The sequence below is a fragment of the Thalassococcus arenae genome, assembly GCF_019104745.1.
Taxonomy (GTDB): domain Bacteria; phylum Pseudomonadota; class Alphaproteobacteria; order Rhodobacterales; family Rhodobacteraceae; genus Thalassococcus_B; species Thalassococcus_B arenae.
This window is the reverse complement of sequence record NZ_JAHRWL010000001.1, coordinates 989789-1002331: the sequence shown is the minus strand read 5'-3', so window position 1 is coordinate 1002331 and position 12543 is coordinate 989789. Positions and strand designations below refer to the sequence as shown.

Genomic DNA, 12543 nt, shown 5'->3' with positions numbered 1-12543 from the left:
CGCATGCGCGGGCAGCGGCTATTCCTTGACATAGGGTTTGCCATCTGCCGCCGGGGCGCGCGCGCGACCCACCAGCCCGGCCACGACGATGATCGTTGCGATGTAAGGCGCCATCGCCAGGAATTCGGACGGGATCGGGGTTTGCAAGAGCGCCAGTTTCTGCTGCAACGAATCCGCGAAGCCAAAGACCAGCGCGGCCGACAATGCGCCGACCGGGTGCCAGCGACCAAAGATCATCGCGGCAAGCCCGATGAAGCCGCGCCCGCCGGTCATGCCCTCGTCGAACCGCCCGACCGATCCCAGCGTGAACCAGGCGCCGCCGAACCCGGCCACCATGCCCGCCACCGTGACGTTGACATAGCGCGTGCGGTAGACGTCGATCCCCAGCGTGTCGGCGGCCCGGGGGTGTTCGCCGACGGCGCGGGCACGCAGGCCCATGCGGGTATGGAACAGGTAATACGTGGCCACGCCCGCCATGATCAGCGCGCCATAGACAAAGATGTTCTGGTGAAACAGCATCGGCCCGACAACCGGGATGTCCCCAAGAACGGGCACCTTGATCGCGCGGAAGACCGGCGCGTTGTTCAGGTCGCGGTGCAGCTGGAAGACCTGGCTGCTGACATAGCTTGTCAGGCCCAGCACGAACAGGTTGATGACCACCCCGGCGATGATCTGGTCCATCCGGTAGGTCACCACCAGCGCGGCCAGGATGAAGCCGAAGGCGCCGCCAACCGCCACCGCCGCCACCAGCCCGGGCACGCCGCCCAGCACCGATCCGACCAGCGCACCGGTGAAGGCTCCGGCCAGCAACATGCCTTCGATGCCGATATTGACCACGGCCACCCGTTCCGACAGGACCCCCGCCAGCCCGCCCAACGCGATGGGCACCGCGCGCACCATCGTTGCCTGCAGCATGCCGGTCAGCGAAAACGCCTTGCCCGCGGTGGCCCAGACCAGGAAGGCCGCGACCGCGACGGCCAGACCGATGCCCAGCGACAGGGAGCGCCACCGCGCGCCGCCGCGCAGGAACTGACGCGCGCCCAGAAATGCGAGAAGCGCCGCCGCCGCATAGACGAAAGGCCCGCCCGGTACGACAAGGTCGCCGATGGCCCAGGTGTCCGTCGGTCGGGACAGCCGGAAGGTGGCCAGCTGACCCGGTCCGGGCACCAGGAAGAACGCCACGAAGACGGCCAGTGCCAGCAGGATGACGCCGGTCACACGGGTATGGGCGGCCTTGTCGCGCGCGCTTCTCATGGCGCCGGCCCCCCGGGCTTGCGGCGTTCGAAGCCGATCGGGAACAGCGCGCGGACAAGCAACGGCGCGGCGATGAAGACGATGATCAGCGCCTGGATGATGCCGATCAGGTCGATACTGACCCCGGCATCGACCTGCATCTGGCGCCCTCCGGCCTCGAGCGCGCCGAACAGCAATCCGGCGAACAGCACGCCCACGGGGTGGGACCTGCCCAACAGAGCAACCGCGATGGCGTCGAACCCTATCCCGGCGGAAAAGCCCGGCGTGGCGCGATCAAGCACGCCCAGCACCTGGTTTGCGCCGGCCAGTCCCGCCAGCGCGCCGGCAAACCCCATCGCCAGGATGATGGTGAGGCTGGCGTTCATCCCGGCGAACCGTGCGGCGACGGGGTTTTCGCCGGCGGCGCGGAACTCGAACCCGATCTTGCTGCGGAACAGAACCCAATAGGCCAGCGCGACCATCAGCAGGACCACGAAGATGCCGGCATGGACCCGCAGGTTCGGGTCGATGAAGCTCAGCAACCGCGGCAGCTCGGCTGCGTCCGGAACGGATTTGGAGATCGGATCGTCGCGGCCTTCCTTTTGAATGAAGGGGGTGCGCAGGAGGTAGTCGAGCAGCCGGTACGAAATCAGGTTCAGCATGATCGTCGAGATCACCTCGTGCGCGCCGGTCGCGGCCCGCAGCCAGCCGGCGATACTGGCGTAAAGCGCACCGGCCAGCGCACCGGCCAGCAGCGACGCGGGCAGGGCGATGATCGCGGGCGTCCCGGTCAGGCTGAAGCCCGCGACCACCGCCGCAAGACCGCCCATCACGACCTGGCCTTCGGCGCCGATGTTGAACAGGCCTGCGCGAAACCCCAATGCCAGCCCGAGCCCCGCCAGCACCAGAGGCGCCGCCGCGGTCAGGGTCTCCGAAACCGCGTGCAACGATCCCACCGAACCACGCAGCAACGCGAGGAACGACCGCCCGATCGTGCCGGGATCGACCCCCGTGGCCAGCATGATCAACGCGCCGAGGATCAGGGCGGCGGCCACCGAAAACAGCGGCACGATGACCAGGTCCTCGACGGTGGCGCGTCCCTGCAGCCGATCGGTCAGAGTCGTGGTCGCGCTCATGCCGCCGCTCCCGCCATGGCCAGTCCGATCTCGCCTTTGTCCACGGCGCGTTCATGTGGATGAAACTCGGCCACGATCCGGCCCTTGAACATCACCAGGATGCGGTCGGACACCGCCATGATCTCGTCCAGTTCCGAGGACACGATCAGCACCGCGTCACCCTCGTCGCGGGCCGCCATGAGCCGTTCGTGGATATAGGCGATCGATCCGACATCCAGCCCGCGCGTCGGTTGCCCGGCAATCACCATCCGCGTGTCGCGCGACAATTCTCGGGCGACCACCAACTTCTGCTGATTGCCACCGGACAGGTGATTGGCGGCGGTATGCACCGACGGCGTGCGCACGTCATAGGCCTGCGCGACGGTCTCGGCCTCGGCGATGACCTTGTTCCAGTCGATCGCCGCCCCGCGCGAGAAACGATCGTCGTAGTAGGTGTCGAGTACCATGTTCTCGGCCACGGTGAAGCTGCCCACCAGTCCGGCGCGCTGGCGATCTTCGGGGATATGCGCAATTCCCATGCGGTGCCGGGCGCGCGGCGAGGCGCGGGTGATGTCGCGACCGTCAAAGCGCACAGTGCCGCCGACCGTGGGGCGCAGGCCCGCCAACGCCTCGATCAGCGCGGACTGACCATTGCCCTGAACACCCGCGATACCCATCACTTCGCCGCTGCGCACCTGCAGCGATACGCCGTCGACCACAACCGCGTCGTCGCGGATCACAACAAGATCGGTGACGTCCAGCACCACGTCGCCCGGTGCGAAGGCACCGCGCGGCACATCGAACGCGACGGGCCGGCCGACCATCATCTCGGCCAGTTTGGCCGGGGTCAGGTCGCGCGGGACGCCTTCGCCGGCGATCTCGCCGCGACGGATCACGCTGATCCGGTCCGCGATGTCCAGGATTTCGTTCAGTTTGTGGGTGATGAAGACGATGGCTTTTCCGGCGTCGCGCAGCGACCGCACGATCTGAAAGAACTCGTCGACCTCCTGCGGGGTCAGCACGGCGGTCGGTTCGTCCAGGATCAGCACGTCGGCCGAACGGAACAGCACCTTGAGGATTTCGACGCGCTGCTGCACACCGACCGGCAGGTCCTCGATGCGGGCATCGGGGTCGACGGCCAGCCCGTGTTCCTGGCTCAGTCGTCGGACCTCGGCGCGCGCGGTCGCCAAGTCGAGATGGTCCAGCCGTCCGGTCGGTTCGATCCCCAGCACGACGTTTTCGGCAACGGTAAAGACCGGTATCAGCATGAAATGCTGGTGAACCATGCCGATGCCTGCGCGGATCGCATCGCCGGGCCCGGCGAATTGCACTGGCGCACCGTCGATCACGATCTCACCCGAAGTCGGACTGTAGAGACCGCAAAGCACGTTCATCAGTGTCGATTTCCCGGCGCCGTTCTCGCCCAGAAGACCCAGCACCTCGCCCGGGCGGATGGTCAGGTCGACATCCTTGTTCGCGACGACCGGTCCGAACCGCTTGGTGATGCTGCGCAGCGCGACTTGCATGGCCGTCGCCTACTCGGATACTGGGATGCTGCCGTCCACGATTGCCTGGCGAAGTGCGTCGAGTTCGGTCTTCAGCATCTCCGGGACAAGCGAGTCCATGTCGTGGAACGGTGCCAGGCCGACACCGCCGTTTTCCAGCGTGCCAACCAGAACCCCGCCGGCGAACGTTCCCTGCATCGCCATCTCGATCACGTTGTAGACGGTGGCATCCATGCGCTTGGTCACCGAGGTCAGGTAGACATGGCCGCGCTGAGGGTCGGTCAGGTACAGGTCGGCATCCACGCCGATGATCTTGAGCCGGTCGGTGCCAAGCTCGTCCGCCAATGCCGCCGATCCCAGTCCAACCGGGCCGGCCACGGGCAGAACGATATCGGCCCCTTCGTCAAACAGGTTCTGGGCAAAGGCCCGGCCATCGTCGAGATTGTCGAAATTGTTGGTGAACAGACCTTCGCGGCTGTCCAGGTCCCAACCCAGAACGGTCACGCTGTCGCCTTTTACGGCGTTCCAGTAATTGGCGCCGCGCACGAAGCCATCCATGAAGATCGTGACCGGCGGGATGTTGATGCCGCCGAATGTGCCGAGGATCTTGGTCTTGGTCATGCCCGCGGCCAGGTAGCCGGCCAGGAATGCCGCCTGGTCGGTGGCATAAACCTGTCCCAGGACGTTGGGAATGACCGGGTCGTAGGCGAAGTCGACGATCGAGAATTTCTGGTCGGGATTGCTGCGCGCGGCCTTGGCCGTGGCGTCGCCCAACAGGAAACCGACCGTGATGATGATGTCGCAGTCGCCTTCGATCAGCGAATTGATGTTGGCCTCGTAGTCCGTCTCGGCCTGACTTTCGAGGAACCGGCCGTCGATGCCGAAGGCCGCCGTGGCATCTTCGACGCCTTTCCATGCCGTTTGATTGAAGCTGTTGTCGTCGATGCCGCCGGTATCGGTGACCTGGCAGGCTGTAAAGGCCTGTGCCATGCCCCCCGTCGCAACGAAGGCTGCCAGAGCAGCCGCGGCAAGACGCGATCCTGGAAACAGGTACCGCATGGTTCTCCCCCCCTTTTTGTAGAACACTGTGCGCGATGATACGGCCGGACCTGCGGCAACGATTGACGCCGCGCAGGCCGTGCGGCGTTTCGGTCAGAGCTTTTTCAGCGTCGCCGACAGGCGCAGAACGGCGGCAAGGATCGCGCGTGAAAGCACAGGGGCGCGCCCGACGCCGATCGCCAGGTCGTTGTCCCGCACATCGCTTTGCCGCAGCGTGCAGCGCCAGTGGCCGTCCTTGTCGTTCGCCCGGCCGTGGATGCCGATTGTCCAATCGGGGTAGGCCCGGTCGACGACCAGTATGGCGCCATCGGTCGTGTCCAGATGCTGCGGCTCGGGCAGGGTGTTGCTGGATCCGTCGGGCAGCGCATAGACCAGCGCGTGATGCACACCATCGTAATCCGCGTCGCTCAGCGCATCGCGGCCTTCCAGCGTGTCGATCAGCAGCTGCAATTCGGTGTCTTTCATCGGAGCCTCCCTGGGCCTAGGTCGGTGGTTTCAGATCTCGACCAGCCCGACCACGTAGTTCTTGCCATAGCTCTGCGCGCAACGCGGGCAGGTGGTGTAGAACAGAAAGACGCGCTTGGCCTCGTGACCGTCGACCGTGGCCGCGACCTCCATGTCGTGCACCCAGTCCCGGGCCTTGCGATACGGTCCTTCGAAAACGCGTGTCAGAAACGTGCCGCTCAGCGTCACCATCTCTTCGTCGGGCACCGGACCGGTGACGGCGAAGTAATGCTCGGCTTCGGTGCCGGACAGATCGCGGCTGAGAACGAGATAGCCTTCGTCGGGCTGTGCGCCCGCTTCTTCGATACGGGTCTGCACCCGGGTAAAGACCCGTCCCATGTCCAGCGGCACATGCATAAGGCCATGCGTTGTCGCCCGCACGAACGGCTTTTCCCTGAAATGCAGGTGCCGCCCGTCCCATCCTTGCGGATCGAACCGGGGACAGCACCCCGTCGGATTGTCGGACATGTTCATCGGCGGCAGTACGTTGATATCCATCCCGAATGTCCTTTCCTGCCGATCCAGGCCCCAATCAGGATCTGTCCGGCGCCTGCCCCTTGGTGAAAAGCGCCAGGCTCATCTCGACCAGCTTGCCGGTTTCGGCCTGGTATTGTTCGAGCGCCGTTTCGATGAAGCGGCTTTGAATCCGCTGCATTTCTTCCATGTCGCGGCAATGCAGGATTTCGTGCTGTGTCTTGACGTCTTCCTTGATGCGATCGGCGATGAAGCCGGCCACTTCGGCGCTCATGTCGCCAAGGCTCTCCAGCCAGGCGGCATGCACCCCCATCATCGTTCCGAACCCGGCGTTTTGGAGATCTGCAAAAGCACCCGGCGAACCGGCGCTCGGGGCCTTGTCTTCGCGACTTTGCTTGCTGGTCATGGCGTCCTCCATCTTGGCGTGATGCGCTATTCTGGCAGGACTTCGGTCGTGCCTCTTGATGCGGATCAATCCCAGTCCGACCACCGAGGTGCTAGCTTGGCTCTGAACCGTCAGGAGCCATGGCGTGACCTCAAAAACCGCTCGCGGGCTGACTGAACACGACGTTGCCGAACTACGGTCGCGTTTCGGTTGGAACGAATTGCCACGGACGCGTGTCGCCGGACCGTTCGCCATTTTCCTTCGGCAGTTTTCCAGTTTCCTGATCGCGATCCTGGTCGGGGCGGCGTGTGTCGCTCTGTTGCTGGGGGAAAGGATCGACGCTCTGGCGATCGGGCTGGTCATCGCCTTGAACGCGGTTCTCGGGTTCGTGCAGGAATGGCGCGCCGAAACGGCCCTCGCCGCCTTGCGCGGACTGCTGGCGCCGCGTGCCACGGTCGTGCGCGACGGAACCGAATCCGTGATTCCCGCCCGCGAACTCGTGCCCGGAGACGTCATCGTCCTGCGCACGGGCGACAGTGTTCCTGCCGATGCGCAACTGCTGGAAAGCGTCGGTCTGCGGGTCGACGAAAGCGTGCTGACCGGCGAATCCGTTCCGGTCGACAAGGACATGACAACGTCCAAACTGTTCACGGGAACGTCCGTGGTGTCCGGCCATGCCGAGGCCGAGGTCTTGGCCATCGGCGCGGAAACCGAATTCGGCCAGGTCGCCGCTTTGACAGGCGCGGTTGGCACCAAGACGACCCACTTGCAGCGCCAACTCGGATATCTGGCAAGGCAATTGGGGGCCGCGGCTTTGCTGATCGCGGCCGGACTTGCCGGGCTCGGCATCATATTGGGACGCGACGTTCCCGAGATGCTCATGACCAGCTTGTCGCTGGCGGTCGCCATCGTTCCCGAAGGCCTGCCCGCGGTGGTGACGATCACCCTGGCCTTGGGCACCGCCGCAATGGCGCGACGCAACGCCCTGGTTCGTCGCTTGCAGGCGGTCGAGACGCTGGGCGCCGCGTCGGTGATCTGCACCGACAAGACCGGTACCCTGACCGAAAACAAGATGACAGCGACGCGCCTGTGGACAGCGGCCCGGGGCTACGACGTGACCGGAACCGGTTATGACCCGGCCGGACATATCGCGCATGGGGCGGCGCGCGTGCGCGCGCAGGACGATGCCGGACTGCACCACCTCTTGCGTTGCGCGCTGGTCTGCAATCATGCCCGCATCGAAAGACGCGGGTCGGACTGGGTGATGATTGGTGCACCGACCGAAGGCGCCCTTGTCACGCTGGCCTACAAGGGATGGTTGCCTCAGCTTCGCGACAACGCGATCGCCGCAGAACTGCCGTTCACCAGCGAACGCAAACGAATGAGCGTTCTGTTCGTGGCGCCCGAGGACGGTTTCGGCGAATCGTGGCAACTGACCAAGGGCGCGCCCGAAGCGATCCTGGCGATTTGCGACCGGATCCGCACAGACGATCGCATCGGCGAACTCGACGACGGGATGCGCGTGGACATTCGCAACGTCTACCAGTCGATGGCACGGGATGGATTGCGGGTCATCGCGTTGGCCGAGCGCAGGATGGACAGCCAGACGATCGATGAAAGCGGCATGGTCTTTCTTGGACTGGTCGGGCTGATCGACCCACCACGGGCCGAAGTGACACCGGCGCTTTCGCTGGCCCGGTCGGCCGGTCTGCGGGTGATCATGATCACTGGCGACAGCCCCTTCACGGCCGAGGCCATCGCCAGACAAATCGGGTTGGATGCGCAGGCCGTGTTGACGGGCGACGACCTGCACGCGCTGACGGACGACGAACTGGGCCGGGTCCTGAAGGGCAACGCCGTGTTTGCCCGGACCCGCCCCGCCGACAAGATGCGGATCGTTTCGGTGCTGCAATCCGCCGGCCAGATCGTCGCGATGACGGGCGACGGTGTGAACGATGCGCCCGCGCTCAAACAGGCCGATATCGGCGTCGCGATGGGCATCCGCGGCACCGACGTGGCGCGCGAAGCGTCGGACCTCGTTTTGCTGGACGACAATTTCGCGACGATTATCGGAGCGATCAGCGAGGGGCGTCGGCAATTCGCCAATATCCGAAAGTTCGTGCGATACCTTCTTTCCTCGAACGCCGGCGAAGTCGTCGCCTTGATCGTGAACATCGCCATCGGCGGTCCGCTGATATTTCTGGCCACGCAGATACTCTGGATGAACCTGGTAACGGATGGCGCGACGGCGGTCGCACTTGGCCTCGAGAAATCCGAACCCGATCACATGGATCGTCCGCCGCGCAAGTCACGCGACCCGATCCTGGGGCGCGCGGGTTTCGCGACCGTCGTCCTGTTCGGCCTCTACACCGGGCTCGCCAGCCTGTGGATCTTTTCTGCCATGATGCCCGCCGGTGTGGACACGGCTCGGACGACGGCCTTCACGGCCATGGTCGTGTTCGAAAAGATCAGCGTTTTCGCCTTCCGCTCGCTGCACTTGCCTTGCTGGCGTATCGGCTGGCTTTCCAATCCCTTGCTTCTTGCGGCGTTGAGCCTGACGTTGGCGGCGCAGGTCGCCGCGGTCTATTGGCCACCCTTGCAGCTGCTGTTGCACACCGTGCCGATCGGGCCCGAGGCCTGGTTGCTGATCGCGGCTTTCGCACTTCCGCTTTTGGTCGTACCCGAAGTGGTCAAGTCGGCGCGCCGCGGTATCGCGCATCGCGTGATGACCCGGGATTGAGACGGATCAATCTAAGCTGCCTGCGGACGCATATCCTGCAAGTCGTGCAAAGGAACTTGCGATGGGATTCCTCACTGGTCAGCCATTGGATTTTCGCGGCGTCGCGATCCGGCTCGATCCAAGCTGGGTCTTCGTCGCGCTGCTTGTGCCGGGCGGGCTTGCGTCCGGATACGGGCCAGGGGCCTGGACGGACATTTCCGCGCCGACGCGCCTGATGATGGCTTGTCTGTCTTTCGCCGGGCTGGTCGCGGCGGTGGCTGTCCATACCCTGGCACATGCGGTCGCCGCGCGTTGGGCGTCGCATGACATCAGGGCACTGGTGCTGTTCCCGTTTGGTGGTCGGTCGGAACCTCAAGGGCCTTCACGTCGACCGGTTCAGGATGTCGTCCTTGGCTTGGCGGGTCCGGCGGCCGTGTTTTTGCTATCGGGCCTCCTGGTCACCGCCGCGGCGGTCTGGCGCTGGTCGGCGTTTCAAGAAACCGTTGCGCAGGTTCTGCTGATGCAGGCGACGCTGGCGGCGATCGTGGCGTTGTTCAATCTTTTGCCCGCCCCGGGGCTGGACGGAGCACGCCTGCTGGATGCCGTGTTCCGTGCGTCGTCCGGTGCGACCGCGCCTGACGGACAAAGCGGCGTGCCCCTGGGCACGGCGCTTGCGATGATCGGGTGCATCGCCATGGCCCTGGGTCACGTATTCACCGGGTTGCTGGCGTTTCTGCTGGGGCGTTGGTTCATCGTCGCCCCGGTGGTTCTGACCCAATCGGAAGGAAAACCCGACGCGAAACCCCGCTGCGTCATTGCCGATGTGATGACCGTGAACCCGGTCACGGTATCGCCGGACATGACCCTGGCGCATCTCGTCAACCAGTTCGTATTGAAGCACGACCTGAGCTTCTTCCCGGTCGTGGAAAAGGGCGATTTGCTGGGTATGATCGACCGGCATGTCCTGGCACGGATCGATCGCGACAACTGGGCGAACACCCGGATTTCCGACGTCTATGTCGACCTCGCGCATGACCGTGTGCTGTCGCCCGGCACCAGCCTGCGAAGCTTGCTCGCGCTGGTCGCGGAAACCGGTCAGCACAAGTTTCTGGTGGCCGAAGGCCGTCGGTTGATCGGCGTGGTCACCTTGGCCGATCTGTTTGCCGGAGCCATTCGTGATGCCCCGGCGAACCGCGCGTCCAAGCGGACCCTTGCGTCGTGACCATCCGGGTTGTCACACTGACCAGGCAGGCAGGTTCGGAACATGACGCATGACATGACATCGGTTGCGATCTTGGATGCCCTTCTTCAGGTGATGGAGCAGGGTGTTCTGATCGTGGACGAAACGCAGAGAATTCTGCTGGCCAATGCCACCGCCGCGCGTCTTCTGGGCCGAAGGTCGGACGACCTTGCCGGGCACCGCATCGATGATCTGGCAGTGGGCGACGTGCCGGTTTCATCCGCCGCGGACACCGGACGGACACAGTTCGATTTCCAGCAGCCGGCAGGCGCACCGGTCCGGCTTCATGTGACGATCCGCTCCACAAGTCTTGACGGCAAACCCGCCGGAATCGTGCTGCTTACCGAACCGCGCAGGCAACCGGATCGGGACCCGGCCTTCGAACGAACGCTGCGTCTGGACGCCATCGGTCAGATGGCGGGTGGGCTGTCACACGATTTCAACAACATGCTGACGATCATCATCGGCAATCTGGAACTGGCCGAGATGCGTATCGCCGACGAAAAGACGCGGGTGTTCGTTCACAACGCGCTGGATGCCGCCGAAACCGGGGCAGGGCTGATCGCGCGTCTTTTGATGTTCGCCCGCCGCAGTGCCCTGCAGCCCGAACCCACGGATCTTGGCCGTGTGTGCAGAAAGGCGCATGACTTGCTCAAGCGCATGCTGGGACCGAGGGTTTCGATCAGACTCGATTGCCCAATCGGCCTGGGGCGGGTCATGGTCGATCCGGTGCAGATGGAGACCGCGTTGGTCAACCTTGCCATCAATGCGCGCGATGCCATGCCGGACGGCGGCAACCTGCTGTTCAAGCTGGCCGAAATCGATATCGACGACACATACATGGCGCAGGAAACAGACGTCGTGCCCGGGAAATACCTGCGTCTTCTTGTCAGCGATGACGGCGAAGGCATGACCCCCGAGACACAGCGCCACGCCTTCGAACCGTTTTTTACCACCAAGGCGGCCAGGGAAGGCACAGGTCTGGGTCTGGCGATGGTGCATGGCTTCGTCAGGCAATCGGGCGGCCAGGTCACGTTGTACAGCGAACCCGGCATGGGAACGAGCTTTGGTCTGTATTTTCCGCTGAGCAACGCCGAACCGGACAGCAAGCCTGAAAGCACCGGCCCTGTGCCGCTGGACCTTCCGTCAGGCCGGGGCGCCTGCGTGCTCGTTGTCGAGGACAACGCGAAGGTCCGGCGCAATGCGCTCGAGCGGTTGCACGCGCTGGACTATCGGACCGTCGCAGCGGCAAACGGCGAAGAAGCGCTTCGCGTTCTGTCCGATCGCAGCGACATCGACATCGTGTTTTCCGATATCGTGATGCCGGGAGAGTTCAGCGGCTACGACCTTGCCGCGAAGATCCGCAAGGACTTTCCGAAGGTGGCGGTGCTGTTGACGTCCGGCTATGCCAGCGACGTGGTCCGCAGGGCGTTGCGGAACGGGGACTGGTCAGAGGTGCTGCACAAGCCCTACCGTCAGCGTGAATTGGCCGAACGGCTGGCGGCGTTGTTGCCCCCAGCCTTTCGCACCTGATCCACTTCGCTGGCGAAGGTATAGCCGACGCCGCGAACCGTCTTGATGATTCGCGGGTCAGCCGGGTTACGTTCGATCGTTTTGCGCAGCCGGGCGACCTGGTTGTCGATCGTCCGGTCGAGCGGGCTCCAATCCGTGCCGCCGGTCAGGTCCATCAGGCGGTCCCGTGACATCACGCGTTTGGCGTTCTGCATGAACACGGTCAGCAGTTTGAAATCCGTGGCGGTGATGTCGCAGAGCGCACCAGCGCGGTCATACAATTCGAACCGGTCGGGCACGATGACCATGTCGTCGAACCGGAAAGCCGCAGAATCCTCGGTTTCCTGGATGGTCGAAGGCGCAGGGTCGGGCACGGTGTCGTCTTGGGTGCGCCGCAGCAATGCGCGGACACGTGCCAGAACCTCGTGCAAATGAAAGGGCTTGGTGATGTAGTCGTCGGCGCCCAGTTCCAACCCGACCACGCGGTCCACGACTTCGTCCCGGCCGGACACGATGATGATGGGGACCCTGGACATCTTTCTTATGTCGCGCACGACATCCAGGCCGTTGTCATGTCCAAGGCTGAGGTCGAGCATGACCAAAACCGGGTGCGCCTTGGCGAGATGGTCGTGGGTTTCCCTGGCGGTTGCGGCCTCGCAAACGTTGTATCCGCCGGAATGCAGGGCTTCGCGAAGCACGCCGCGAATGTCGGGATCGTCATCGACGACCAGTATGCAATGATCGGCCATCGCGCCCTTCGGTGTCAGGATCGGATCGTATCCAATTTGGAACCAATA

The 12543-nt window shown here is 64.3% G+C and carries 11 protein-coding genes; 3 read left to right on the top strand and 8 right to left on the bottom strand.

What is annotated here, in order from left to right; genetic code table 11:
• Positions 1-18 precede the first annotated feature (18 nt).
• The 7 genes from KUH32_RS05035 to KUH32_RS05005 form a co-directional block, all read right to left on the bottom strand.
• Positions 19-1254, bottom strand: coding sequence for an ABC transporter permease (locus KUH32_RS05035; protein WP_217776965.1), 1236 nt, complete (start codon positions 1252-1254; stop codon positions 19-21).
• Positions 1251-2369, bottom strand: a complete 1119-nt coding sequence (locus KUH32_RS05030) for an ABC transporter permease (protein WP_217776964.1) — start codon at positions 2367-2369, stop codon at positions 1251-1253. The genes KUH32_RS05035 and KUH32_RS05030 overlap by 4 nt, the downstream gene beginning before the upstream one ends.
• The gene (locus KUH32_RS05025; protein WP_217776963.1) at positions 2366-3874 is read right to left on the bottom strand and encodes an ABC transporter ATP-binding protein; all 1509 of its coding nucleotides are present in this window, start codon (positions 3872-3874) and stop codon (positions 2366-2368) included. The genes KUH32_RS05030 and KUH32_RS05025 overlap by 4 nt, the downstream gene beginning before the upstream one ends.
• A gap of 9 nt (positions 3875-3883) precedes the next feature.
• The gene (locus KUH32_RS05020) at positions 3884-4912 is read right to left on the bottom strand and encodes a BMP family lipoprotein (protein WP_217776962.1); all 1029 of its coding nucleotides are present in this window, start codon (positions 4910-4912) and stop codon (positions 3884-3886) included.
• A 93-nt stretch (positions 4913-5005) separates the two neighbouring features.
• Positions 5006-5377: a hypothetical protein gene (locus KUH32_RS05015; protein ID WP_217776961.1), complete on the bottom strand. Its 372-nt coding sequence runs from the start codon at positions 5375-5377 to the stop codon at positions 5006-5008.
• 30 nt (positions 5378-5407) lie between these two features.
• Positions 5408-5914 (bottom strand): hydrolase, encoded by a 507-nt coding sequence (locus KUH32_RS05010; RefSeq protein WP_217776960.1) that lies wholly within the window; start codon positions 5912-5914, stop codon positions 5408-5410.
• Positions 5915-5948: 34 nt separating this feature from the next.
• On the bottom strand, positions 5949-6296 hold the full coding sequence (locus KUH32_RS05005; protein WP_217776959.1) for a phasin family protein: 348 nt from the start codon (positions 6294-6296) through the stop codon (positions 5949-5951).
• A gap of 124 nt (positions 6297-6420) precedes the next feature.
• On the opposite strand from KUH32_RS05005, the gene KUH32_RS05000 reads away from it, so the two are divergent.
• The 3 genes from KUH32_RS05000 (at position 6421) to KUH32_RS04990 (ending at position 11767) form a co-directional block, all read left to right on the top strand.
• Positions 6421-9015 (top strand): cation-translocating P-type ATPase, encoded by a 2595-nt coding sequence (locus KUH32_RS05000; protein ID WP_217776958.1) that lies wholly within the window; start codon positions 6421-6423, stop codon positions 9013-9015.
• A 61-nt stretch (positions 9016-9076) separates the two neighbouring features.
• Positions 9077-10216: a CBS domain-containing protein gene (locus KUH32_RS04995; protein WP_217776957.1), complete on the top strand. Its 1140-nt coding sequence runs from the start codon at positions 9077-9079 to the stop codon at positions 10214-10216.
• 42 nt (positions 10217-10258) lie between these two features.
• Positions 10259-11767, top strand: coding sequence for an ATP-binding protein (locus tag KUH32_RS04990; protein WP_217776956.1), 1509 nt, complete (start codon positions 10259-10261; stop codon positions 11765-11767).
• Here KUH32_RS04990 and KUH32_RS04985 read toward each other — a convergent pair.
• Positions 11710-12495, bottom strand: coding sequence for a response regulator (locus tag KUH32_RS04985; protein WP_217776955.1), 786 nt, complete (start codon positions 12493-12495; stop codon positions 11710-11712). The two genes, KUH32_RS04990 and KUH32_RS04985, sit on opposite strands and share 58 nt — an antisense overlap.
• Positions 12496-12543 lie beyond the last annotated feature (48 nt).